At 47.7% G+C, this 26,712-nt stretch carries 19 protein-coding genes and 1 pseudogene; 12 read left to right on the forward strand and 8 right to left on the reverse strand.

The features are described 5' to 3' along the window. Window positions 1–51: 51 nt before the first annotated feature. Window positions 52–2,487: a glycosyl hydrolase family 95 catalytic domain-containing protein gene (locus BMY78_RS06265; RefSeq protein ID WP_090895691.1), complete on the reverse strand. Its 2,436-nt coding sequence runs from the start codon at window positions 2,485–2,487 to the stop codon at window positions 52–54. Between the two features lie 315 nt (window positions 2,488–2,802). On the opposite strand from BMY78_RS06265, the gene BMY78_RS06270 reads away from it, so the two are divergent. Together BMY78_RS06270 and BMY78_RS06275 are read left to right on the forward strand one after the other, a co-directional pair. Next, a complete protein-coding gene (locus BMY78_RS06270; RefSeq protein ID WP_256221967.1) occupies window positions 2,803–3,594 on the forward strand; it encodes an AraC family transcriptional regulator in 792 nt (263 codons plus the stop codon). Between the two features lie 76 nt (window positions 3,595–3,670). Next, on the forward strand, window positions 3,671–4,618 hold the full coding sequence (locus BMY78_RS06275; protein ID WP_256221968.1) for a divergent polysaccharide deacetylase family protein: 948 nt from the start codon (window positions 3,671–3,673) through the stop codon (window positions 4,616–4,618). Here BMY78_RS06275 and BMY78_RS06280 read toward each other — a convergent pair. Next, window positions 4,593–5,366: an N-acetylmuramoyl-L-alanine amidase family protein gene (locus BMY78_RS06280; RefSeq protein ID WP_090895695.1), complete on the reverse strand. Its 774-nt coding sequence runs from the start codon at window positions 5,364–5,366 to the stop codon at window positions 4,593–4,595. The two genes, BMY78_RS06275 and BMY78_RS06280, sit on opposite strands and share 26 nt — an antisense overlap. Before the next feature lie 194 nt (window positions 5,367–5,560). Between BMY78_RS06280 and BMY78_RS06285 the strand changes: the two genes are divergently transcribed. Then, window positions 5,561–5,785 (forward strand): YqzE family protein, encoded by a 225-nt coding sequence (locus BMY78_RS06285; RefSeq protein ID WP_090895697.1) that lies wholly within the window; start codon window positions 5,561–5,563, stop codon window positions 5,783–5,785. A gap of 101 nt (window positions 5,786–5,886) precedes the next feature. Here the strand turns inward: BMY78_RS06285 and BMY78_RS06290 are convergent, their stop codons facing one another. The 3 genes from BMY78_RS06290 to BMY78_RS06300 form a co-directional block, all read right to left on the reverse strand. After that, window positions 5,887–6,936 carry a hypothetical protein gene (locus BMY78_RS06290; protein WP_090895699.1) on the reverse strand — a complete coding sequence of 350 codons (1,050 nt, stop codon included), beginning with the start codon at window positions 6,934–6,936 and terminating at the stop codon, window positions 5,887–5,889. Window positions 6,937–7,118: 182 nt separating this feature from the next. Continuing rightward, window positions 7,119–8,336, reverse strand: coding sequence for a YqhG family protein (locus BMY78_RS06295; RefSeq protein WP_090895701.1), 1,218 nt, complete (start codon window positions 8,334–8,336; stop codon window positions 7,119–7,121). 2 nt (window positions 8,337–8,338) lie between these two features. Next, window positions 8,339–10,099, reverse strand: coding sequence for a DEAD/DEAH box helicase (locus BMY78_RS06300; protein ID WP_090895703.1), 1,761 nt, complete (start codon window positions 10,097–10,099; stop codon window positions 8,339–8,341). Window positions 10,100–10,291: 192 nt separating this feature from the next. On the opposite strand from BMY78_RS06300, the pseudogene BMY78_RS06305 reads away from it, so the two are divergent. Further along, window positions 10,292–10,983, forward strand: a pseudogene (locus BMY78_RS06305) (HAD family hydrolase); the annotation flags it as partial. A 56-nt stretch (window positions 10,984–11,039) separates the two neighbouring features. Here BMY78_RS06305 and msrA read toward each other — a convergent pair. Next, window positions 11,040–11,555, reverse strand: a complete 516-nt coding sequence (gene msrA / locus BMY78_RS06310; protein ID WP_024629294.1) for a peptide-methionine (S)-S-oxide reductase MsrA — start codon at window positions 11,553–11,555, stop codon at window positions 11,040–11,042. Window positions 11,556–11,774: 219 nt separating this feature from the next. On the opposite strand from msrA, the gene BMY78_RS06315 reads away from it, so the two are divergent. From BMY78_RS06315 to BMY78_RS06350, 8 genes are all read left to right on the forward strand, one after another. Further along, on the forward strand, window positions 11,775–12,335 hold the full coding sequence (locus BMY78_RS06315; protein WP_090895705.1) for a flavin reductase family protein: 561 nt from the start codon (window positions 11,775–11,777) through the stop codon (window positions 12,333–12,335). A gap of 512 nt (window positions 12,336–12,847) precedes the next feature. Then, a complete protein-coding gene (locus BMY78_RS06320) occupies window positions 12,848–14,941 on the forward strand; it encodes an acyltransferase family protein (protein WP_090895708.1) in 2,094 nt (697 codons plus the stop codon). A gap of 224 nt (window positions 14,942–15,165) precedes the next feature. Next, window positions 15,166–16,479, forward strand: a complete 1,314-nt coding sequence (locus BMY78_RS06325) for an extracellular solute-binding protein (protein ID WP_090895710.1) — start codon at window positions 15,166–15,168, stop codon at window positions 16,477–16,479. A 157-nt stretch (window positions 16,480–16,636) separates the two neighbouring features. Further along, window positions 16,637–17,515 (forward strand): carbohydrate ABC transporter permease, encoded by an 879-nt coding sequence (locus BMY78_RS06330; protein ID WP_090895713.1) that lies wholly within the window; start codon window positions 16,637–16,639, stop codon window positions 17,513–17,515. 39 nt (window positions 17,516–17,554) lie between these two features. Further along, window positions 17,555–18,409 carry a carbohydrate ABC transporter permease gene (locus BMY78_RS06335; RefSeq protein ID WP_256222197.1) on the forward strand — a complete coding sequence of 285 codons (855 nt, stop codon included), beginning with the start codon at window positions 17,555–17,557 and terminating at the stop codon, window positions 18,407–18,409. Window positions 18,410–18,438: 29 nt separating this feature from the next. Beyond that, a complete protein-coding gene (locus BMY78_RS06340) occupies window positions 18,439–20,244 on the forward strand; it encodes a cache domain-containing sensor histidine kinase (protein ID WP_090895717.1) in 1,806 nt (601 codons plus the stop codon). Beyond that, window positions 20,241–21,824, forward strand: a complete 1,584-nt coding sequence (locus BMY78_RS06345; protein ID WP_090895720.1) for a helix-turn-helix domain-containing protein — start codon at window positions 20,241–20,243, stop codon at window positions 21,822–21,824. Before BMY78_RS06340 ends, BMY78_RS06345 begins: the two co-directional genes overlap by 4 nt. A gap of 100 nt (window positions 21,825–21,924) precedes the next feature. Then, window positions 21,925–24,501 carry a beta-mannosidase gene (locus BMY78_RS06350; RefSeq protein ID WP_090895722.1) on the forward strand — a complete coding sequence of 859 codons (2,577 nt, stop codon included), beginning with the start codon at window positions 21,925–21,927 and terminating at the stop codon, window positions 24,499–24,501. Between the two features lie 149 nt (window positions 24,502–24,650). Here the strand turns inward: BMY78_RS06350 and BMY78_RS06355 are convergent, their stop codons facing one another. Together BMY78_RS06355 and BMY78_RS06360 are read right to left on the reverse strand one after the other, a co-directional pair. Beyond that, window positions 24,651–25,757: an FAD-dependent monooxygenase gene (locus BMY78_RS06355; RefSeq protein WP_090895725.1), complete on the reverse strand. Its 1,107-nt coding sequence runs from the start codon at window positions 25,755–25,757 to the stop codon at window positions 24,651–24,653. 251 nt (window positions 25,758–26,008) lie between these two features. Then, entirely contained in the window at window positions 26,009–26,533 is a 525-nt protein-coding gene (locus BMY78_RS06360; protein WP_053783691.1) for an NAD(P)H-dependent oxidoreductase, read from the reverse strand. Window positions 26,534–26,712: the final 179 nt, after the last annotated feature.

Consider the following 26,712-nt stretch of genomic DNA (forward strand, 5'->3'; position numbering starts at 1 on the left):
CCGGGTTAGTCCGGGACGCTTCTTATTTATGGACACATTTTACAAGATGAGCTAAACCGCTTTGACAATGGAGATAACATCTCCTGCTACGGTTGAAATCTTGCCAACCTGACCAGACAGTATATATTGCTCACCGGAAGGGAGGGAGCACAATGCCCCTTCTGCCCATGGAATATAGAAGGAAAGTGCAGTACCCGCTTCGCTCTCAATCTCGATCCAGTCCGTCTCCCCATCCACAAAAGCCGCACTCACAAGGAAGCCTCCCACTGCACGGAGGGTGTGGAACTCTGCTTGTTGACCGTTTGGCCAGTTGGGGAAGAAACGCAGGATACCATTATAACTTTGAAGAAGGCATTCATTGATCACGGCAGGCAGGGAGAAATTTTCGAACCAGATGCCCATGCGGGACATGAAATCGAAGTTCTCCGTGTCAGCATAGCGACCACCGCTCATCAAGACCCGATCTGTACAAGTACCGTTTGGTAGGAGACAATACTGGATTTGGCGCTTGAAGCGTTCCAGATCCAACACGCCAAGCCGGGCTCCGGCAAGATGGTAGAATACCAGTTCATTCCCACCTTCGTTGCGGTGATTAAGGTAGGAGTTTACTGCGGTCCGGTATTCCTCTTCTGGCGAATGAAGCCCGTGATCTTCACCCGGAAATACAGTCGTAATTGGAATCGGGACGTTATAGACTACATCGGGATTCTCCCCCTCCACCGACACAAAGACGGGACCGTTGCGGGATTCGGCTGTGGGATAAGAAGGGAAATGGCTCAGAATCTCTTTTACTTTCTCTAGCAGCTCCTGCTCGGACTCCTCCCTTTCAAGGGCAACGCAAGCCTGAGTGAACGCATTGAACAGAAATCGCGTCAGGGTGAGGTCAATCAGGCAGTCTTTGTTTTTGGCAAAGCCGGGTGTAATCTCATATAGCTCCGGCACCACCGTGGGAAAAATGTGATAATTACCATCTCCCCATCGTTCACCCTGTGCTTCTGGACGATTCATGTAATCGACCATGAACAGCACCGCTTCCTTCATGGGTTGAAATGCACGATCACGCAGGAACGTCTCGTCCATGGAATACAGATAGTGCCACCATAGACTTTGCACGGTCCAAGGCGTCTCACAGATTTCCCATCCCCAGTGCGGGACCGGGTAGGGCATCATGGACATTTCAACTGGATAGGCTGAATGGGGGAAATAAGCTCCGCTCAGTCCGTAATACTCCTGTGCCCACGCACGACTGATGGGAAGAACGTGATCAACCATATCCACGTAGGGAAGATGTTTGTCGAGATGATTGCTGGAGAATGCGAGCCAGAATGGCTGCTGTGTGTTGTAATTCATGTGGTAATCCCCATGCCAGTCTGCGCCGATGGTTCGGTAGCTCCAGTTGGCGAACAGACCTGGACAGGTAACGCCTTCTCTCACGGCACAATTAAAAAAGTAAAGATTGTGGTACCAGATCCGCTCCAGAAATTCATCTTCGAGTGCGACGGAGGAGCGGCTCCAATAATCACGCCACATTACATTCGATTCTTCCTTAGCCTGACTAAAGGAGGATAGTCCTGGCGGGTGGGCCTCGTCAATGAGTTCGCTATAAAGGCCTTCCCACAGCTCTGCGCAGGCCAGAAAGCCGTGTTCAGGTTCTCCCAGAGGAGTGCCGTTGACTACGGGTGTCTGATTGTGCAAAGGATGTTCTTTCATTGCAGTTAATCCAGTCGAGCTAACAGCGAGCCGGAAAGCTCGATCTTTTTCATGTGTGGTATAGGGAACAACGGGATGCTCAACATGCGGCAAAATTTGCGTGAAAGACTGTATACTCGTCATTTCGCTAATTACGACTGCTGCTTGAGGAAATTCAGGCGGTGTTTCGGGATCAGGAATCAGCTTTATCTCCTCGAATAAGGGAATCGGAGCACCCGTAGCGGCATCACTTACCTTCATCCAGACCCGGTCGTGCTCTCCTTCTACAAAGAGTTCGAATACCGCAGGTTTGCCATCGATCAGGAAATCAATCGTGCAAAGGCCACTAGCAATATCAATGGTATGGCCGATGACTTCGGCCTTTCGCCGATCATACCGCAGCAGCAGTGAGCCGCACGGCATGGGCTTTGGATAAGCTTTACTGTAATTTTGTCCGGCCATCTCACAATACTGTTTGTACCACGGATGATCTGTCAATCGCGGCAAATTTGCTGGCAGAGCAGCAAACCTGTTATACACTTCTTGGAAAGTCATGAGCTCATCTCGGTGTTCTTCGGCGAGACGAATATCCCATACATTGTTGTGTCCAAAATGGAGCATCACAGCGTCAGGGCGGGTTGTTACGACAATACCCAGTCCTCCATTGCCCAGCAGTGCGCCTTCAAAAAAATCCGGCGCAGGACCATTGAAGGAAATGGGATGCTGCTTCGCACGTTCATAGCCTCTGTTCTTGTTTATCTCGTATCTTCTCTTCGGTTGCTTAACCTTCTTCTGCACAAGTCGTCCTCCTCATGAAGTCATGCGATGTACAGTTATTACTGTAACGGAACAGCAGTTTGCTGTATTTAGCAAGACGTCCATGATTTACACGATCGTCAGATCAATTGGCGCACTGATGATATGTACCTCTAATGCTGAATTGTACCTTTCGGTCATGCAGATCAAAGGTTAATATCGAGAAAAACGGAGTCGGAAAGGATACTTCCAATGGATTTTGCTTGCTTGCATCCCTATGTTTACTTGGCAACTCGATACCCTTTTATAAGAGGACAGTCGAGCTCTCCGAGAATTTGTTATACCAGCTCTATTTACTTGATCAGCGAAGGGTATGGGGTATTAAGTACAAATGGAAAGAGCAGCAGGCTTGGTCCCGGTTCGCTGATCTATATTCCAGCAGGGCAGCTGCATGAGTGGGTGGCTGATTCGGAGAACCCCATGGTCCATCTGTGTTGTTATTTTGATTGGCACTATGTGGAGCGAAAAGCTGTGTTTGAGACAGCCAGTCCGATCTGTTATCCGCCGCAGGTGCTGCAGCAAGCCTTTGTGGGCCCAGCCTTTCCGTATGAACTCAGGGAGATTTCAAAGGTGGAGTCGCTGCGAATCTGGCAGGATCTGTTCCAGGATTTTTATAAAAGCGACTCATACACCAATGGGCAAACGTTTATGCGCAGTTTGACGATTCAACGTCATTTTCAGACGTTTATGGACTATTTTCTAAACTGCTGTCTGGGAAATGACGATGTAATCCCTGATCGCCGCATAGCCCATATGCTTAAAATGTTGGATCAGGACTTACTTCACGGAGCACCCAAGCCGCTGGATATCTACTACAAAAACCTCAATATAAGCCGTGGACATTTTTTCGAGCTGTTCAGGAAATCTACCGGATACTCTCCCAACCAGTATATGAATCACTTCCGTATTGGACGGGCGAAGTACGATTTGCTTCACACCACACTAAGTATCACTCAAATAGCAGAAAAATATCATTTTAGCTCGGTTCATTACTTCTCCCGCCTCTTTCATCAACTGACAGGTCAGGCTCCTCGCCAATATCGCTTACGTCAGTTCAACGCAGCGGCTTTAAGCGCTCCATTGGAATGAACAGGCTTTTTTTGTCTACATATTCCCCCTTCAATGTTCAAATAATGATGGGACAGAACAAAGGAGGGAACGATGGATGAATAAGGCCGGACGAAAAGGGTGGTCCTGCACCTGGAAATTTAAAATGTCAGTGGTACTCACAGGTACGATATTTATGGTTTGTGGTTTTGGCTTTTCTGCCAGCGGTGCGGAATCACAAGTTCGTTCAGGGCAGGTGCCAGAGCAAATTTTAACGGAGCAAACCTTAATACAAGCACCTGGTTCAACTTCAGGTCAGATATTACAAACTCCAGCAGACAAATCGCAGCGTAAACGAATGGCGATTATCATCGATGATGCGGGGAATGACATGAAAGGCACTTCTGAAATTTTGGCGACGCCGGTGAAGCTTACGTTGGCCGTGATGCCATTCCTACAAACGACGAAGAAAGATGCGATTGCGGCTCATGAAAAAGGAATGGATGTGATTGTTCACATGCCAATGGAGCCCAATAAGGGCAGACCGGAATGGCTCGGCCCAGGTGCGATTACATCCAATCTGACGGATGAGGAAGTGCGTGCACGAGTCGAGAAAGCCATTGATGAAGTTCCTTATGCTGTCGGCATGAATAACCATATGGGTTCCAAAATTACCTCTAATAAACGGATCATGTCCATTGTATTGGACGTATGTCGAGAGCGCGGGCTGTTTTTTGTGGATAGTCGTACCAATTTCCGCTCCGTGGTGGGGGAATTGGCCATCACCAAAAACATGCCACCCGTCGGCAACGATATTTTTCTGGATGACCATAATTCCAAACAGCATATTCGCAAGCAAATGGATTTGGCGGCAAAACGTGCGCTCGATAATGATGTGTGTGTCGTAATCGGTCATGTTGGCCATACCGGATTAAATACCTCTGCTGTCGTCCATGAATCCGTATCCCGGCTCAAAGGCCAGATTGAGTTCGTCGGTATTAGTGATCTGGTCCGAGATGTCTGGCATTGGCAAGCTGAGCCTAAACTGCCGACAGATAATAAATAATACCATTAGCAATGGACTGTGCAATCCGTTTCTGTTCGCCTGGGTCGCTGATCATTGCGCGATCACGTGCATTGCTTAGAAATCCGGTTTCAACAATTACAGCGGGTTGCTTCACATGATTTAACAGGTAAAAGGGCTTGCCCCATACAACATCCCGCTCCGTCTCATACAATTGATTAAGCTGATTCTGAATGGAACTTGCAAGCATGTAGCTTCGTCCTTCGTTCTGATGTAAAACAACCGGGCCTCGTGCAGATGATCTTGGACTCCAGTTGGCATGGATACTGACGACGATGTCGGTGCTAACCTCTTCGCTAAGGCTTTTGCGTTGGGCCAAATCCTTGCGATGGCGTGAGCGACTGTTTAACCAGCGATTCTCGTCACTCAGCGCATAGTCTCCAAGTCGATTGATGATGACTGCATAACCCTTGCTGCGAAGCAGAAGATACACCTTTTGGCTAATGGCTAGGTTGATGTCTTTTTCCAGTACGCCATGGTCTGTTGTTCCACCGTCAATGCCGCCGTGACCAACGTCTAGAAGGATCACAGGTGCTGCAAACGCATGATGAGTGGAGTGATAGGCATCCCCATCGGTTACCGGCAGCATGGATGGGCTTATGGGTGATTGTTGTGAATGCAATATAGGCAGATCGGTTAAGTCAAATTTTGCCGCGCTGGCATGGGAGGTCAGGGGGATGCAACTGATGCTGATTAGCAATGCCATCGATGCGGCCAGCAGCTTATACATGAGAATACACGCTCCTTCTTAAAATAGGCATCTTATGCCATAAAGTGAGTGGATGGATACCTTTGGCATTAGACTGTGCATTCTTCTGTTTTTCATACTCTTTGCAGCAAAAAAAATGTTTAGTGATGATCCCTTCTGCACACAATAGAGATAACATAAGCCCCGGCTTTGCCGGAGCTAAGGAGGCGAAGGTTATGGCCAAAAGTGATGAACTGGTGAAGTACATTACAGAGCGAGTGGTTCATTATATCGACACACCGAAGGATGAACGTAAAGGACGCAGCAAGACCAAAGAGCCGTGGAGCATGAAGTGGTTTGGAATGATTCCTTTTGCCGTATCGCTATGGGTTGGGAAAAAGGAAAAAGCGATGAATTCGCAGGGGAAAATGCAGAAACGGAGCTCTTCAGGAAAAGGGTAATCAAGAACCAAGAACCAACCTAGGTAATAGCTTCTTCCAAAGAAAAAGACGCATTCCTATGAAGAACCAGAGGAAGGCGTCTTATTTGTTGTGTGGATGGGTCATGGTTTCACAGCATAAAAATTCCCGTCCCGCAATAAGGTCTGAAGAGGTACAAATCGTCTTACCGACGTATTGCCGCCAACAGCTACATACTGATATTGAACTGTTCCACGGTTGTCACGCCAGATCTGATAACCACTGACAGGCAGAGGCCCGCCATACAAGACATTTTGCTGATCCGCAGAGAAAACGATCTTTTTATGCTCTTTCCATTGCTGATTCAATGTTTTTACGCCGCTGATCGAAAGTGATCTGGACGTGATCCATAACAGATTGTCCGCGGGATCAAACAGAGGCTGCAGATCCATAGAGTCAACGGACAACAAGGAGACTTGTGGTGAATCTTCGGGCGTCATCACGACAGCTTGTACAGATATGGACCTTATGGGCTTCATTTGTTTCGTAGCCTGCTGTGAGTCCGTATCGAGTGCTTTCAGAACACCTGCTGGCAAGGTATCGCCGTTGGTCGCGTCAATATAGATTGCATCATCCTTAGGTCTTTCCACTTTCCAATAAGCGAGCAGGGGAGGCGCATAACGTAATTGAAGCCTTCCTCCTTCAGAGATTAGCTCCTTCAAGACCAGTTGCTGTCGCTCCAGAGCTTGATTTAACATGGAAATATTGTACGGTCGTTGTTCTCCCTTACCGTATTCGCCAAGCTGCAATTGTCCTTGATCGTTCACTGAAATGATCATATAACCAACAGGTAACTCTCCAATATTAGCGTATACCAGCCAGCTGCGTGTGCCTGGACCGAGGGGATAAAAGTCCAATTGAGCTTGATTCCAATGGTTCCCTTCATGTTCAGTACTTAGGATGATAGCTTGCTCGCGAGCAAATTGTTGAACTGCATCAGGAGCCAAAGTGTCGGAATGAAGTTCCGCCGTAATTTTGGTCAATGTAGAGGGTAGTATGGACCTAGATGCACTTTGAATTCCAGCACCTTCAGCTTGCAGTAAGGGGAGCAGGGCAACGACACATAAAAAGCACATTACAATGCCGGTTATTCGGCGAATCACATTCCATCCCTTGTGGAAGGGTCGTTTCATGCTAACACCTACTTTTCTGGGGTACATATCCTGACAAAACGGACTCATTTTCACTGCATGATCGTTTCTATTTCCATTTTAGAGGACAGCTTGTGCAAAGGTTGCTGCAACCTGTCGGGCTGCCACTCATGAATAAACACTACTTTTGCCGTCATTTGCGGGAAAAGTAGTGTCTTCGTCGTCTATCTTAAATGAAACATGCCGCTGCTTATCGCGGTAACCTTCACTTTGGGCTCATATTGCCAGATCATCTCGGTACGGCGTGTTTCGTATTGCAGCTTCATGGCTTCCCGGTCCATAACCGCTTGGCGGGCTTTATCCTGTTCCGGGTCCGTTTCTGGTTCTGCCTGAACAGCCGCTTCAGCCGCAAGTTCGACATCTGATCCTATGGTCACACCCGTTGGTTGGACGGACTGCAGACGTGCGTTCTGGATACGGGAGGGGCTGGAGCGTGAAGTCTGAATTTGGGCAGATGGCCCGGTCCCTGCATGTTCCTGATCCTTTGAACTACCGTCTGTGCTGGAGGCAGAGGCTGTATTTACGTCGACCTCAGGGGTTTCCTCTCTAAGAACTGCTTCATAGTACGTATCCACAACAGCAAGCTCCAGATCAAGCCGTTCTTTGGCTTTCTCTGCCCAGCTATAGTCGAGTTCCAGCAGGCGGTTCGTCAAATGCGATTCCAGAGCTGCCCCGGCATCAGCTAACGATATTTTGGCGGTCTGGACGTGCATATTCTCAGCGAGCCTTGGACTAAGGTCTCGCCTGTTCAGCTTCGAGCCGAACTTCTCGACAATTTCCCCGGTTCTGAGGGAGATGCCGATAAAATGAAGTTCCTCTTTTTTCAGATCACAGGCAAATTCCACTTTAAAACACACACCAAGCCATGGCTCATATACTGCGGGTGCGGTAGCACGCAATTGCCTTTTTGCAGCCTGTTCAAACAGGTTCACGAATGCGCCCCCTTCGCGCGCTGCATTGAAGATCTGCTGCAACCTGCGGCTGCCATATACAACATCTTCTTTCAAAATCCGTCCGGGTCCCAGCTGAGGCAGAGAGGGAACAATACCGAAGTACCGACCTAGAATGGTATCCTTGGGAGCCTCGGGGGTACCGACACCTGGTGAGGCTGGTGGAGCTAACTGTGCAGCTTTTGCTTCTTCAGCTTCCAACGCTTGCTGATAGGCTTCCGGATCAAAGACGAATGTAAAAGACATCGTCTCCGCAGGTGCGCCGGTTCGCTCCACAAATCCCCAATAATACGGACGATTGGTTAACGCCTTGTCGGCTTCGGGTGAAAGTTTTACCGTAACATGAGCAGGGGAACGCTCCATAATCTGGCAATCGAGTGTTTCCAGGTAAGTGAGCACATACGCCTGCACTTCATGGGGTGACATGGTCATGATCAGAGACCTCCTTTACGAAGGTCAAGCCCGGATACGGCGGGTGCTTCATCTGCGACTTCGCGCTGAATGGAGTTCAGCGATTGTCCAAGCGAGTCCATTTTACGGCGGATATCCTCTTCGTTTTGTGATTCGAGCATGATTTTGTACAAACTCTTTTCGATCGATTCTTTCTTCTCCAGCCGCTCGAGAATGACATCCAAGCCACCAATAACCATCTCGAACATATTGATCTTCTCATGAAGCAGATTCAGAATATGCTCTTCGATTGTGCCTGTCGTTGAAAGGTTGTAGATGTTCACATCATTCTGCTGTCCCAATCGGTGTACACGGCCGATCCGCTGCTCAACACGCATGGGATTCCAGGGCAGGTCGAAGTTGATCATGTGATGGCAAAATTGCAGGTTGATGCCCTCACCGCCCGCTTCGGTTGCAATCATTGCTTGTACTCGGCCGCGGAAGAGGTCCATCATCCAGTCCTTTTTACCCCGGTTCATGCCGCCCCGGTAGGGAACTGCGGTCAGGCCGTTGTTGCGAAAATAATTGAGCAAGTACTCCTGCGTGGCACGGTATTCGGTGAAAATAATAACCTTCTCATTCATGTTACGAACGAGTTCCATCGTTTTTTCCGCTTTGGTATTTTCCTTGATCGCTTTAATATGGGCAACGAGCTCCCAAATCTTATCCCGCAGCGGGGAGTCCAGTGGAAGCTTCTTCGACAGATTGACCAACGTCACAAACACGGCATCCCGGCTGCTGCATACTTCCCGCTGCAACGTTACCAGTGAAAGCATGCTGCTCAGGTTGCCGCCCGCTTCCTGGTACTGATCTTTCACAAAGGAAGTTACGCCATCATAGAGGGCCTGTTCTTCAGGTGATAGCTGCAAATTTACATTGGATACGTTCCGTTTGGTGAATTGAACAGGGCCTTCACCGCGGCGGTTACGGATCATGACTTTGGATAATTCATCCTTGAGCTGCTCCTGATTTTTCGGAATACGTTTGTCGACGACAAAATTGGCTGCAAAATCACCCTGACGGCCAAGTTGTCCCGGCTTGAGCAGGTTAATGAGGTTGAACAGCTCGCTCATGTCGTTCTGCACCGGTGTAGCCGTAAGCAGCAGGCAATATTTTTTCCGTAACTTCAGCATGAATTGGTAGTTGGTCGTTTTTTTATTTTTAAGCTTATGAGCCTCATCAATAATAATCATGTCGTAATCCGTATTCAGCAGCATATCTTTATGCGGATCACGCTTAGCGGTATCCATGGAGGCAACCACGACTTCATTTTGCCAGGAATACGCCTTTTTCTGTGCCACCGCAGGGATGCCAAATTTGGAATTCAGCTCCCGGACCCACTGCAATACAAGGGACGCAGGCACGAGAATGAGCACTTTGGATACGAGTCCACGGACCATATATTCTTTTAAAATCAGGCCAGCTTCAATCGTTTTGCCAAGTCCCACCTCATCGGCAAGAATGGCACGGCCTGACATCTCAAACAGTACTCTTCGTGCAGTATCCATCTGGTGTGGAAGAGGGGTGAGTCCCTGTAAATGCTTGAGACACTGGATTTCATCAAAATTGGGAATCAGATTCGTCTCTTCGGCTTGAATGCCAAGTTGAAAGAGTCTGTAATCACCCCATGGGCCGCCTTTATCGAGTCTGGACTCCAGTTGCGTGATCCAGCTGCGATCGAATTCAAGCGGAACGGGTAATTCTGCTGCAGGTTGATTGATTTGATGCGGGTTTTTCCGGTTCATGGTGCTTCCTCCCCTGCCATTCGTGATGACGGTTTATTTCGTAGGTAATAGTATGGACGAATGAGAGGCAGTTCATAACCAACCTTGGAATAAGGGGTGATTTCAGTCGTGTAATCTGGAAGGGTTGTCAAATGATAGGTATTCACGTATGGTGATGAATAGTAACTTTACCTGAGTAGAGTGACCCATTGTATCTCAATATATATCCTGAATATGAAGAAGGAGAATCTGTTTATGCTTTCATTGATTTTTGATATGGATGGTACGCTATTTCAAACAGATCGAATATTGGAAACTTCTCTGCATGACACGTTTAATCATCTGAGACAAAGGGATTGTGGGAGCAGAATACGCCAATAGAAAAGTACCGTGAAATTATGGGAGTTCCTCTGCCCGTCGTCTGGGAGAATTTGTTGCCCGACTACTCGGACCAGATCAGACTGCAAGCAAATGAATGGTTTCATGAGAAGTTGATTGCGAATATCGAGGCAGGCCATGGTGCACTATATCCGTACGTAGAAGAGTTCTTTCTATACTGCAAAGAGAAGAGTATACCGATATACATAGCGAGTAATGGACAAATCGAATACTTGAATGCCATCGTAACCTATTATCATCTGGATGAGTGGGTAACGGAGACATTCAGCATACAGCAGATTTCATCACAAAATAAGTCTGATCTCGTACGCTCCATCGTGGAGAAATATAAGATCACGAATGGGATGGTCATCGGGGATCGATTGTCTGACATTAAGGCTGCGAAAGATAATGATTTAATGTCCATCGGATGTAATTTTGACTTTGCTCAAGCCGATGAATTAGCTCAGGCGGATCGGGTTATTGATAGTATCAGAGAGTTGAAGACCTTAATTGGTTTACTGTAAAAAGGATGCAACAAAAAAGCGGCCCATGTGGCCGCTTTATTATTTATTTAAAGAGATTAACTCCAATATTTCTTGATTATTTCATCGCGTCCAGAATAAATTCTGGATTCTTTATAATATTTCGGATCTTTGCGATGAAAATTTTGATGATATTCTTCTGCCGGATAAAATACGGAGGCTTCCTCAATGGCAGTAACGACAGGTTTATCGAATCGGCCTGTTTTGCCCAGTTCCTCTCGTGATTTCAGGGCCAATTGGCGCTGCTCTTCATTGTGATATAGAATGGCAGCCCGATATTGGCTCTTGCGATCATTACCCTGACCCGTGGCATCGGTTGGATCGATCTGCGGCCAGTACAGCTCAAGCAATTTCTCATATGGGAAAATGGCTGGATCAAACGAGATTTGCACAACTTCCAAATGCCCTGTTTCACCGGTCAATACTTGCTCATATGTAGGGTTTTCTACGGTTCCACCCATGTATCCGGATATAATCCCGTGAATGCCGGGCTGCTCTTCAAAAGGACTGACCATACACCAGAAACATCCCCCGGCAAACGTTGCTTTTTCAATCACTGCTATTCCCCATTTCTCAGTTGTGTTTAATCAAGATTACTATGAATGTTAGTCATAACGCAATCCATTTGATCGTTCATCCAGCCTCTTCTCTTCAATAAGTGAATTGTGATAAGGAAGTAATTCTTTTTCATCCTTTACTTATATTGTATAATAATGGGTAAGAAAACGGCCTGGTGCAGCTTTGGGGCCAAATAAAAACAAAGAGGTGATCAGATGCGGAAACCGATAGATGAACCTATGTTTTATTCATATCCCGGCATGGTGGCGGTAGTGACGTCTCGTCATAAGGACTCGCAGAATGTGATGGCCTCAGGCTGGCATACCTATATTGGATCGTCTCCCGGAATTTACGGGATATCGCTGCGAAAAGAAACGTACTCTTATGAATTGATTGAGCAGAGTGGAGTATTCGGGGTGCACTTCCTTCCAGGTCATCATTCGGAGTGGATTCAGGCTGCGGGAACCTTCAGTGGAAGAGACACAGACAAATTCTCGAAATTCGGGATTACATACGAAGAAGGAATCAAAGTGAACGTACCCATGCTAACCGAAGCTTATTTTGCTTACGAGTGCAAGGTGATCGATATGACAACGTATGGGGATCATGAATGGATTGCAGGTGAAGTGTTACAGCGGTATCAAGACCCGGAATATTTTCTGGACAATGGAATGGTTAATCTGGACAAATTGCAAATTCCAATGTACGTAGGACGATCCTCTTATCGGATTCTCGATGGGCGCGCGGAAGAGAAGAATCATCCCTTTTACCTCTAGGGTCCTAGGCACCAAGATGCAATTATGAGCAAAACTTTCAATCAGGCAAGAGATAGGTTTATAATGGTTATTGGCTGCTGAGCAAGTCGGCAGCCTTTTTCTATTGGCAAGCGCACACTCCAGACCCTCAGAGGGATCTGCTTATATATGAAATAAAAGGCAAGGTAATATTAGCCATTCCATGAAAAATGCTGTATTTAACAATAAAATTAGAGTATGATTTTACAGCTATATATGCTTGGCAGGAAAGGTTACATCGTTTCACTGGATTGTAACTATTGCTGTAATTTGTGAATAATCTTTCCGGCGTATAATGCTAAACGGGACATAACGACAAAGATATAAAGAAATCGTAATCATAAAATATCATGGTTAAGTAATACGTCTTCTTTATGTTGTAAATGAATGATGGAAGGTGCAATACGTATGTTAATGACAACCAGAACCACAAGGAGTTCTCGAACGCCCCGGACATGGATGATTTCGACTCACATGGTCAAGGAGGGGCTCGCATGTCACAATCGTTGAAAAGCAAGCGGCATATGAACGGACTGGATGGTTTGAGAGCCATCGCTGTGCTTGCAGTCATAGGGTATCATCTGAATTTAGATTTTATTCCGGGCGGTTTGCTCGGTGTAGGCATTTTCTTTGTACTCTCAGGGTATTTGATTACAGACATTCTTTTGACACAATGGCAGGAGCATGGCCGGATATCCCTCGGTGATTTCTGGGTGCGAAGAGTAAGGCGCTTGTTACCTGGCATGATCACGATGACAGCAGCGGTGATGATTTGGCTGCTTTGCACAGATCCAGCTCGACTCGCTTCGTTGCGTGGTGACATTGTCTCGGGAGTATTATACATAAGCAATTGGTGGTATATCTTTCATAACGTTTCCTATTTCGAAAGTTTCGGCCCTCCATCACCCTTTGGACATTTCTGGTCGCTGGCTGTGGAAGAACAGTTTTACATTGTTTGGCCCCTTCTACTGGTCGCAGCAATCGTCTTGTTCAAAAGAAAGGGATGGCTGGTCGTCTTTATTGTCGTGGCAGCTGAATTGTCTGCTGGTGCAATGGCCATCATGTATAATCCGGACTTGGACCCGAGCCGTGTTTATTATGGAACAGACACTAGAGCATTTGCATTACTGGCTGGGGCTGCACTGGCTGTGGTATGGCCGAGTCGCAAGCTGTCGTCATCCCTTGCCCGCGTCAATCGGCTTGTCCTGGATGTACTAGGCTTAGCTGCGCTGGCTTGGTTAATCTACATGATGCTCAATAGCAGTGAGTACGACCCTTCATTGTATCGAGGAGGAATGGTGCTTCAGGCCATTGCGACGACATTGCTCGTAGCTGTATTGGCGCATCCTTCATCCTTCCTGGCACGGCTCATAGGCGCTAAGCCATTGCGCTGGATCGGAGAACGATCCTATGGATTATATCTGTGGCACTATCCTGTCATTATTCTGACGAGTCCAACTGTAGACACGGGTGGAGCACATCCTGTGCGGATGCTTTTACAGGTTGCAGCAACGGTTGCACTGGCCTCCTTGTCACTTAAATATATTGAAAATCCAATTCGTCATAACGGATTTCGTGATTCCTGGTCCCGGCTATGGGGAAGAGGGCGCAATACATCCATTCGCAACGTATGGTGGAAGCGCGCTGGATTGCTGATGAGCCTTCTGTTGATGTGTTTTACGGTGTCACAGATGATGATTACGTCTGCAGCGAATTCTGATTCCCATTCGGTATCGATGTCGGCTACACTGAATGGAGATCATTCCGTAACGGAGGAGAAGGGGCAGGACGTTCTTCCAGCCACAGTGAGCACTTCCGGGTCTCAAAACCAACCTGCGCCACAGAAAAATGATAAGCCAGCGGCGAACGCTGGAGATCCACCAGTTAAAGAAGAACAGCAAACGACGAAGCCAGGTAATACTCCCAAATCGGAGGAACCTACTTCAGGTGAGCAGAAAGGATCAACTCCTGGCGACTCGAACCATGCTGTTGGTAAACCCCAAGGCAGCACCGACAATCAAGGAAATCCAGAAGACAACGGTAATGACCAACTGGAGGAGGGCCCTGTCAACACGTCAGATTCGTCCAAAGAGCAGGGGGAAACAGCCCCTCCATCCAAAGACGGCAAGATTCATTATACGGTTATTGGAGATTCGGTCATTCTGGACGCGAAACCTTATCTTGAACAGACCATTTCGGGCGTGCACGTGGACGGTCATATCGGTCGTCAGATGTGGGAGGCTGCCGATGTACTGGATGGCCTGAAGAGAAATAACCAAATGGGCAGTCAGGTCGTACTGGAGCTTGGAACAAACGGTTCCTTCAATTCCAAAAGTCTGAATTCCGTGCTGGATTACCTGAAAGATGAAGAACATGTTTATCTGGTTACTGTGCGAGTTCCTCGCCCATGGGAACGAACGGTGAATAAAGCACTGAACGAAGCGGCTTCGGATTATAGCAATGTATCTCTTATTGATTGGTACACTGCAAGTGAGGGTCATGACGAATATTTCGAAAAAGATGGCGTTCATCTGACGAAGGAAGGTTCGGAAGCTTTTGCAGCACTTGTGAAAGACAGTATAAAATAAATCAGAACTTATCTATTCATTTATTTATAGTACTTGAATGTTTACGAATCCAAATACAGAAAGAGCTCTCATGATGAGGGCTCTTTCTATATGTAAGCAAAGATTTCAGGATCAACGGGGTATCCGATATTTTTCACCCCTGCATCCGTGCATCGTCACCTTACAGAATGTTAGCGTTACCATTTACAATAAGTGTAATCAAATCGCCAAGGGGGAGTATAGAGATGTTGAAAAAATGGCTTTCGGGAATGCTCGCAATGACGTTGTTTTCCATCGTTCTGGCTGGTTGCGGGGGCGGGGACAGCTCAGAAGGCAGCGACAGCAAGGATAAAGTAACCGTCACTATCTGGCACAACTGGACTGGACAGGACGCCAAAGCGGTGGCGATGCGCAAAATCATTGAGGACTTCCGTGGGTCGCACCCGGATATTGAAGTAGTGGATGAAGGTCTGCCGACAGATGGCCTCAAAACAAGGCTCCGGACGGTGGCAGCGGCCAATGAAATGCCGGATCTGTTCGTCATGTGGCCGGATGCGATGACCAAAGAGTTTGTGAAAGGGGATCTGTTGCAGCCGATCAATGCCGAGCTGGATGCGAAGCCGGAATGGAAAGACAACTTTATTCCGAACGCCCTGGATGGATATACGGTGGACGGAGATATCTACTCGGTACCGATGAATCTCGCACCTACTTCTTTTATTTATTACAATGAAGCACTGTTTAAGCAGTACAACGTGAAAATTCCTGAAACATGGGATGAGTTGGAGCAAGCCGTTGCTGCATTCAATGAGAACAAAATAATACCGATCGCACTGGGGAACAAGGCCAATTGGGTGGCTCAATCCACGATCTTCAGTACACTGGCTGACCGGGTAACCGGCACAGACTGGTTCTTAAAAGCAGCAGCACAGGACGGGGCCAGCTTTACAGATCCACAATTCATTCAGGCGCTGGACAAAATGCAGGAACTCAGTAACAGCAAAGCATTTCAGGATGGTTTCAACAGTATTGACGAAACACAGATGATGCAGCTGTACTTCCAAGGAAAAGCGGCAATGGTGATAAACGGCGGATGGGCATTAGCTAACCTCGTCAACAACGCACCAGAAGACATTTTGAACAATACACACATTACGATTTTACCAGCAGTAGATGGAGGCCAGGGTGAGGCCAGAACGACATCGGGAGTTGTAGGGACAGGTTTGGGTGTAAGTAAAAAGTTAAGCGGCGCCCAGAAGGATGCGGCCATGGAGTTATTCTACGCTTTGGCAGGTCCTGAAGGTCAGAAGGCAACCCTGGATAGCAGCACGCTGGTCAGCTACAAGATTGATCTGGACAAATCAAAAGCCCATCCATTGTTTGTGGAGCTCTATGACTTAATGCAGGAAGTAAAGATTACTCCGGTGTATGATTCCAAGCTTGGGTCTGCAACCGTCGAGGTTATCAATAATGGATTGCAGGAGCTATTGATGGGTGGCAAAGCCGCAGATATTGCAAATAAAATTCAGGCATCGCAAGCCAGTGCAGTCGGAAAATAAGCAGTCGGAAAATAAGGTCATAGGTCATTCCGATTCAGATCTGGATGAGCTGTAAGACGCTCTGTAAGATTCAGACCCCTTCCCGGCAGGGGAGGGGTTTTGCATTGATAGCAAGAGTTGGTAACTGCCAAAGGTTTGATGAAAGGAAGTGAGCAAAATGAACGCATTGCGCAGTCGACGTTTTATTATGCTGGGGCTCGCTCCGGCCGTTCTGATTTACGCGTTATTTGTATTTGTCCCTGTCGTATGGTCAGCGTACTATGGATTCTTCAACTGGTCGGGGATCGGAGAGTCAACATATATCGGACTGGATAACTATGTGGAAATATGGCATGATTCCGTATTTTGGAGGGCGCTGAAAAACAACGTCATTTTTGTTCTAGCCTCGGTATTTGGGCAAATTCCGTTAGCGTTGATGCTGGCGGTCATTTTGCACAAAAGCAATCTGTTACAGCGTTTTCTGCGTTCAGCCGTATTTTTGCCGATGGTATTATCCACAGTAGTTATCGGTATGATCTGGCAATATATCTATCACCCGCAGATCGGGATACTGAACTTCCTGCTGGATGCATTGGGGCTGGAGAGCTGGAAGCTGCAGTGGCTATCGGATGACAAAATCGCCATTTTCTCGCTGGTACCGCCGCTGCTCTGGAGTTTTGTCGGTTTGTACCTGATTATCTTCATCTCGGCGCTGCAGAATATTCCGGGCGAAATCCATGATGCTGCCAAGATGGATGGTGCTTCCGGAATCCGCAAGCTGGTTTCCATTTCTTTGCCCATGATTTGGGGAACGGTTCAGGTAGCGATCATTCTATGTATCTCTGGCAGCCTAAAATCATTTGATCTGGTGTATATCATGACCAAAGGCGGCCCGGCACATGCGACAGAGCTGCTGGCAACGTATATGTATAATTCAACCTTCACAACGTATCGCTATGGCTTCGGGAGTGCCATCTCGACCACCATCGTATTAATCTCCCTGCTGCTGATCGGAACAAGCCAGTGGGCGACAAGCCGTAAGAGAAAAGAGAATTAGGAGAGAGGAGGGAATGTAATGAGTGTTACTCCGTTATCGATGCCAACACCAGGGAATACTTCAGGCCATCCGGTTCGCCGATTCCGTAGTGGAATTGTTTGGACGCTGTTGACAGTCTATGGTATTTTAACATTGTATCCGTTCTATTGGCTTGTGATCAGTGCATTCAAAACGAATGAAGATTTCTATAGCAGGCCCTTCGGGCTTCCAGAGAAATGGAACGTGGACAATTTCAGCAATGCTTGGGAAAGCTCCAAACTGGGAACTGCTTTTGGCAATTCCCTGATTGTATCCGTAGGTTCGCTTATCCTAACGCTGTTTATTGCAGCGCTGGCCTCATTTATACTCGCACGTTTCCAGTTTCGCTGGAAAGGGCTGATCATGACCTTCTTCGTTGTAGGCATGCTGATTCCCATTCACAGCACATTGGTTCCGTTATTTATTTTGATGAAACAGATGTCTCTGCTGAATACGTATTGGGCACTGATATTGCCGTATACTGCCTTTGCGCTGCCGACCGCGATATTTGTGCTAACAGCTTATTTGACTAGCATTCCTCGTGATATTGAAGAAGCCGCTTTTATTGATGGAACAGGTCTATGGGGGCTGTTCACCCGAATCATGCTTCCCATGTCTGTGCCTGCCTTGTCAACGGTCACTATTCTGAGTTTTCTGCACGCGTGGAATGACTTTTCGTTCGCACTCGTGTTTATTAATAAAACAGGTTTGAAAACGTTACCGCTCGCGATTGCCAATTTTGCCGACGGGTATCAGACCGATTACGGCCTGACTCTTGCTGCCATGACCTTGTCCGTAATCCCGACCATCATTCTATACCTGATATTTCAGGAACAAGTCATGAAAGGCATGACGGCCGGAGCAGTCAAAGGTTAAATGAGAGCGCATCCAGAGGAGGAAAAGGTGTGGGACGCTGGCTAACATCTTCACTGCAACGGAAGTTGTCCATCGTGATTACGGCTTCCATGATTGTGCCGTTGCTGGCACTGGGGCTGTTCGCCTTTCTGATCTCTTCCCGCATCACAGAGCAAAAAACAAAGCTTTCGGGCATGGACACACTGAAGCAGGTGGAAGCGAATTTGCGCTATATGCTTCAGGATGTCGAGACGTTATCGATTTTTCTGATCGGAGAAAGGGACATTCAGCAGTATTTAAGTAACGATGAGGACGATGTGCAGGAGCGTGTGGATATTCTGGGCAGGATGACCAATCTGGCCGCTTCCAAAAAATATATAGCCAACATTGCCATCTATCCGGAACGTTTCGATGCGGCTCTGTCCACGGCTACATGGTATGAATCATCCAATGTGTCTTATCCTCCTGCTCCGCGTGGTGATGCGGTTAAAGCATGGACTGGCGTATATCCGGTTCAGAATTATGCGGGTATCCAGAATGTAATTACATTGGTTCGACCCATTCGCAGCATTCATGATTATCGGCCTATCGGATGGCTGGCGATCAGTCTAGACGAGAAGGCAATCTCGAAAGGATGGGCGGCGCTGGGAATGGGTATGGGTGAAGGTCGACTGGAACTGATTGGTCCCACTGGAGAGATTTTGTCTTCCATGGACAAATCCCGTCTTGGACAGTCTCTGGAGAAGATTGAGCCTGAAATACATACGCTGATCCAACAAGAGGGAAGCGGAACAGCCACGTATGGCAACGGCGATGAGAAACGTACTTTGCTCTATTATCCGGAACTGTTGACAGGCTGGACGCTGACCGGAACAGTTCCCTACGATCAGTATAAGTCCGAAAACGGTTATATTCTGATCCTCACTGCCGTTGCAGTGACGCTGTCTGCTGCCATCAGTGCAGGACTGGTCTGGTTTACGGTGCGACGAGTCACAAAGCCGCTGCGAGTTCTTACGAAGCATTTGTCCCGAATGGACCCAGATCGACCGCTGCCCCTATTCCGATCGGAAAGTGATGATGAAATCGGCAAGCTGGGAGAGAGTTATAATTTGCTCGGTGCCCATATTGAGAGACTGAAGGAAGAGGTTATCCGCGGTGAAGTCCGCAAGAAGGAAGCTGATCTCAGGGCACTTCAGGCACAGATCAATCCTCATTTTTTGTATAACACCCTTTCATCCATTCACTGGATAGCCTTGATGTCTGAGGAAAAGCGGATTGCAGAGATGGTCGAAGGATTGAGTGATTTTTTGCGCATCAGCTTGAATCAAGGTAGGGATTATTGTCCTGTAGGGCAGGAGATTGCCCATATTCGCCATTATGTTCGTGTACAGTCCATCCGATTTCCCGACAAGTTCGCCGTGCATTATATTGTGGATCCGGCACTTGAACAGCGAATGATGCTGAAATTGCTGCTCCAACCGCTCGTCGAAAATGCCATGATTCACGGAATTCAGCCGAAAGCGGGTACGGGCACAATCACAATCCTGATTCGGCAAGAACAGGAACGAATGAATGTGCTGGTTCTGGATGATGGAGTTGGCATGGAGCTGGACAGACTGGAGCATGTCAGAAGCAACCTTGTGTCATTGGATGAGGAGGAGCACCGTGATTTAAACCACCATTGGACGGAAAAAGAGCCAATGAAGCAAACATCCCAAGGTGGTTACGGGCTCCGCAATGTGAACGAGAGACTATTGCTTCATTATGGAGCTGAAGCGCAGATCGAAGTGGACAGCCGGGTCGGAGGTGGAACCCGGATTTCATTTTCCATTCCAATCTTGGAGGAATCGTCATGAGATTACTGATTGTTGATGATGAAGTGATTATCCGAACAGGGCTCGCCAGTGTAATCGCTTGGCATGAACTGGGGATTGAGCTGCTTACGCCAGCAGCCTCTGCAGAAGAGGCGTTAACACGCATGGCGGAGGAGAGGCCGCATATTCTGATGACTGATATTCGGATGACGGGAAGGACGGGGCTTGAACTGGCAGAGGAAGGTCTGCATATGCTGCCGGAACTCGAGGTCATTATTTTATCGGGATACGATGACTTCTCTTACGCCCAGCAAGCCATTCGTCAAGGTGTCACGGATTATCTGCTTAAGACGAGTAAACCGGAAGAAATTATCGAGACGGTGCTTCAGGCCAAACAACGGATTACCGAACGATGGGCTGAGAAATCAAGAGAAGGGCAGCTGCTGCGCGAGAACAAACAGCGCCTATTCGCTCGATGGATCATTGATGGAGACGTTGAATCTAGCCCTTGTCCTGTATTTCTGCAGTCGGAAATAAATGTGCAATCGGAAGGTTCCTCCGACATGGACCATATGCAGAGACAGATTCTGATCTTGAAAGCTGTGGGATGGAATCGTTCTTCGGCTACTTTACTAAACTTTGCCGTGCAAAATATGCTGGAGGATGTTCTGCCGGGCGCAGTTGCACACATTCATAAGGACCGGATTATCTGTGTTGTTCAGCTGCCGCCGGATGAGCAGGATTTCCAATTTACTTTGGGCATTGCGTTAACCCGGATGGAGCAACTGTTGAAATGTACATTGCGTGCAGCAGCAGGTCGACCCTGTATGGAGGTTCAACTTCTGCATGAGAGCTACCGTACGGCGTCGATTGCATACCGTTACCATGGGTTACTTAAGGACAGGATATGGCAATATGAAGACGTTTTGCACCGCATAGGAGGTAAAACCGTTCTTCAACATGAGGAAGAAACTAAATTGGGGACATTGTTGATGGATAATGACTCGATTATGCTGACCACATGGACACGAGAACTGGTGGATGAACTCCTGATGGACCCCGAAGTAACGCCAGAGTCTTTGGATGCTTGTCTGCATGCTGCGGTGAATGCAGGACAGCGCTGGTTGATTCGCACCATGCGAGCCATTGGAAGGGACGAACTGGAACGATTCGAACCATGGAAGCCAGATCCGGATGCCGATGCTGGTGAACTTCGGGATCTGCTGTTTCATCATTTATATGGGCTGATGCATACCTATCATAGTCAGATGGGACAAGGGCGGACTACGCATGTACAGAAGGCTATTGCTTATATGGAATCCGGTTTGGCACAGGATATTAGCCTGCAGCATGTCGCAGGTCAGGTTCATCTGCATCCGGGTCATCTCAGTGAACTGTTTAAGAAGGAAACGGGCGTCACTTTTGGCGATTTTGTAACAGGTATACGAATTCGGCGTGCGATGGACATGCTGGTGGTTTCTCCTGCAAAAGTAAGTGAAGTGGCTGCCATCAGTGGATATGAGGACGTGAAGTATTTTAGCAGGCTATTCAAAAAACATACGGGCAAGACTCCGAGTGAGTATCGTGAGGAGGCTGTGTCGTACAAGACTTCCGGACATTAAAGGAAAGCAAACAAACGAACAAACGAAAGAACGAAGTCATGTTTTTATTGCAAACGTTTTCGATATCGTATTACCAAGGGGACTGGAGAGCGAGGCAAGGATGAAGATGAATAATTCAAGTCAGGATTTGTCAGGGCAATGGAAAATACAGCATTTTGAGGTTGGGGAAAAGCGGGCCATGGATGTTGCAGCCGCAGCGCTCGATGATCGATTCTGGATCGGAGCGGAGGTACCAGGGGATGTGCACACCGCTCTGGTGGAACGCAGCATCATTGATCCGCCCTACTATGGGCATAACGATGCCAAGAGTCGATGGATCGAGCAGAAGGAATGGTGGTATCGTACTAACTTCAACCTGGTGAAGGATGGGGGAGCAGAGGAATACTTTGAGTTAGTATTCGACGGGTTGGATACGTTCGCTACCGTATATGTGAACGGACATGAAGTGGGGCAAACGGCCAACATGCTCATGTCCCACACTTTCGATGTGACGACACTGGTTCGTAATGGCTGGAACGCCATAGCGGTCAAGTTCGACCCCCTTTATCTGCATCACAGAGACAAGGAAACGTTTGACTGGTCTTCATATACGAAGGAACGGCCCTGGTTGCGCAAAGCTGCGATGAATTTCGGTTGGGACTGGGGTCCACGGATGGTCACCGTAGGAATTTGGGGAGGGGTTCGTCTTGAAAGACGAACGATTGCAAAGCTGGAGAACGTATTTGCACGAACCGAATCCGTGAGCAAGCAGCAAGCGGCTGTCCATGTCACTGCTGATGTGAAGTCTGTATTGTCTTTCCGTAGCAGACAGAAACGTGAAAAACCTGTGGTTTTGTCATGTGATATCCGTTTACTGGATGCGAGTGGTCAGGAAGTGGCACGATCTGCTGAAGTTGTTGTGGAAAATGGTCTTGCAGATACAATACTAAAATTGGATTCACCGCAATTATGGTGGACGCATGACCTGGGTGAACCTTACTTGTACAGACTGGAAGTTACACTAGTTGCGGATGGGGTGGAAGTGGATCAATACAACGTGCCTTACGGTGTACGAACCATTGAACTCGCGCTTCATAATGAACAGGGTGAGGAGGCGTTTACATTTATTCTGAACGGAGTACGTGTGTACGCGAAAGGAGCCAACTGGATTCCGGCCGACCATCTGATTGGTGCCATCCCCGCCTCCCGGTATCGTGAGTTGATCGAGTTGACTGTGGAAGGGCATATGAATATGCTGCGTGTCTGGGCAGGCGGTATATATGAAAAGGACGTCTTCTATGATGAATGTGATCGGCAAGGCGTGCTGGTGTGGCAGGATTTTGCTTTTGCCAACGCCTTATTCCCTGATTTTAATCGGGATTTCATGAACAATGTACGGGATGAGGTAGAAAATAATGTCCTGCGCCTGCGCAATCGTGCCTCGCTTGCACTCTGGTGTGGCAATAACGAAATTGATTGGCTTTATGACATGAAGTCTGCCAGTGGAGATATTACCAGCCCCTTCTATGGAGAACTGATCTACCATGAGCTGATCCCGGAAGTACTGGAGCGGCTGGATCCATCTCGTCCATACTGGCCTTCCTCACCCTATGGGGACAGTCTCGGCAATGATGCCAATGATCCGGATGTGGGGGATCGCCATAACTGGCAGGTATGGCATGGTTCCGTCTATCCACGAAAACACGGCGAGCCGCCACTGCTGAACTACAGTATTGAGGGTGTGACCTTCAAAAACTATAAACACGACAATGCCCTGTTCAGCAGTGAATTCGGCATGCACGCCTCGGCCAACCGCTATACACTGGAGAAAAACATGCCTGCAGGCCAATTTTACTGGGGCAGTCCCGAAATGGCCTATCGGAATAAGGATACCAATCATCAGAAAGGCATTCTTCTGATGGAAGGATACACGGGCATTCCGCAAAATATCGAAGAGTACATGAACTATTCAATGCTGACACAGGCGGAAGGATTACGGTATGGCATTGAACATTTCCGGCGGATCAATCATCGCAATAGCGGAGCCCTGGTGTGGCAGCTGAATGACAGCTGGCCAGGCACAAGCTGGTCCATGATTGACTACGAGCTGCTGCCAAAGGCCTCCTTTTATTACGGAAAAGTATTCTTTCATCCGATACTGCTGTCTCTGGAACATGAACCGGGTGAGCCGCTTACGTTATGGGTTGTGAATGACACACGGGAGACTCTGAAGGGACAGCTTCGACTTAATATCTATGGATTGAATGGGGAAAAGGTGTACTCCAGTTCTTATCATGTGGAAACAAGTTCGCAATCCGCTACTCGCATTGCAGAGTTGAGCGAAGCGGAAGTATTGGGAGGCAGATTGGCGGAAGAAGTGATGGTTGAATTGGCAGCCGAAGGTTTCACTGCACCACTCAATCGATATTTCTTACGTGATCCGAAGCATGTTAACCTGCCTCAAGCGCAGCTCAGTGTGCATGTGAACGAAGAGGAGCAATCCGTAACGGTTACGGCCATGGGTGCAATTGCACGGTTGGTGAAGCTCGAGCTGCCCCTTGGTCGTGTTCGTTTCAGTGATAACTATTTCGATCTTCTCCCTGGTGAGAGCCGTACGGTGAGATTGCGTCATCCCGAGAAGCTGTCTCTGCCTATGACTGAGCTGCGGGTAAGCGCCATGAATGAGAGTGAAACCTAATTCCTAATTGTTTTTCAAAAGCCTATGCAAATCCGGTTCACAGATGGTGACATTCGGTTTAGTCATAACATAAGAAAACAGCCGATGCTTCCCCAACAGGGCAGCATCGGCTGTTTGTTGATTAACGCAGTGCGTGAATACACGCACCATTATTGGAAAGATTCGTACCGCTGCTGGAACGAAGACTCCATCTCCAGTTGCCTAGCCAACTGCTGCTTCACTTTTTCTCCACGTCTGGCCTGCAGCTCTTGCAGTCGTTCTGTAGAAGTGAATTGATCGGCGGCCATATCAATGAGCAGCTCAGCGAGCACGTCCGCATCTTCCAATGCTGCATTCAGTCCAAAAGCGCCCGTCGGAGTCATCGTGTGAGCGGCATCCCCAAGCAAGACTATGTTGTCCTGCGCCCACGATTTGGCGAAACTGCTCTCTACGGATAACAAAACAAAATCACTCCAGGTTTGGATATGTTCAGCTACCGAATCAGCCAGACAGGGGAAGGCCGTCACGAGTTTCTGTACAAAGGGAGCAAAAGGCTGCTCACGCAGCTTGGAGAAGGACCCTTGCGGAATGTTCCATCCAATCTGTACGTAACCTCCGAATTGTGAGAATAACGCCAACTGCTGACCATCCATACTGGCCATCCGAACAGCAGGTTCCCAGCCTGCTGGAGCAGGAATTCGAGCCCATAACAGGTCGTAACCATGTTTATGGATTTCCGGGGTCAGACTCGCGTATCTGCGTACAGCTGAATATCTGCCATCTGCACCAACAATAACGGCTGCTTCAATGGAAGCAGGCCGTCCTTCATTCCGAACATTGATGCCAACGATTTTGTCTGCCTTATTCCGCAAAAATCCAGTCATGACGGTATTGAAAAGCACATGTTCGTTACCCTGTTTCAATGATTGTGACACGATGACTTCCAGCAGATGATCCTGCGGCACATGAATGCCTACATGGGATTCTTGCTCTCCAGGGAAAATGGTATGAATAATCTGACCATTCTCCCAATATTGAATTTGCTCCAGGGGCAGCACACCACGCTGGGTGACAGAAGGGTATAACCCATGCTTGTTCAATACATGTTCACCATCTGCATTAAGCACTTCACCACGAAACGACTTAAGCAGGTGCGGCTGGCGCTCGATCAGAATGGTGGATATTCCCTGCTGTTTCAGCAGGAATGAGAGTAGAGCCCCTCCAGGGCCAGCTCCCACAATACAAACATCAGTTTTTAAATGTGTATTTTGATTCATTTGTAAAATTCCCTTGCAATATAATGGATGAATATCGTATTACTTTATAATAACAGATTTATAAAAATCATTAAGTAACTAAAAGTAACTTTAAAGATATACGTTATTATAAACAAATTCAATCCAATAATGCAATAGAATCCTTCTATCTCTCTACAGGAAGGGATGTTCAAGCCTGCCGTACTGCTTTTAGCATATGAGCGCAGGCTTGATAAGAACAGCAATTTCTTTTATGGGAAATGCTCTAAATTCTATGTGATTAGTCGGTTGGTTATGCGAGCCACGCGTTCTCCCAGAGCTTTACCCAGTGCTATGCCCTGTTCGCTGAGCAGATCATCACTGTCCACCGGACATGTCACCCCAACACCATAATAAGATCCATATAATGCATTATCTGCAAAGTTCCCTGGCAGCCCGGTAATAATCATGCCCTGATGGAGCATGGGTGTCAGCAAATGAATCAACGTTGACTCCAGTCCGCCATGCTCGGTCGCGATGGTACAGAACACCGCACCCACTTTGTCTACAAGCTTGCCCTCTGCCCAGAGGTAGCCCAGCTTGTCGATCCATTTTTTCAACCCGGAGCTGATGGAGCCAAAATGTCCGGGGCAGCCCCAGATAATGGCGTCCATTTCCACCAGCTTATAGATGTCGGCTTCTTCTGTGGAATGCAAATGAACGGTAGCACCATGCACACTGGCCGCGCCAGCAGCAATCGACTCGGCAAGTGCTCGTGTATGACCGCCTTCACTATCGAAAACAATATAAATGTTCATTGCTTCATTCCTCCTTGTGTGGTTATCTGTTCATGCTATAAGGTAGCTTGTCACATGAAACCGTAAAATAAGCATGAACTTTACAGACAAGTAAAGGGTTTGGGAAACAAGCGCATTTTTCACAAACAAAATAGTACAAATATGTTACAATATAAGGTAGGTTATGATCAAAGGTAGGA

This window comes from Paenibacillus sp. OK076 (genome assembly GCF_900110055.1).
GTDB lineage: Bacteria > Bacillota > Bacilli > Paenibacillales > Paenibacillaceae > Paenibacillus.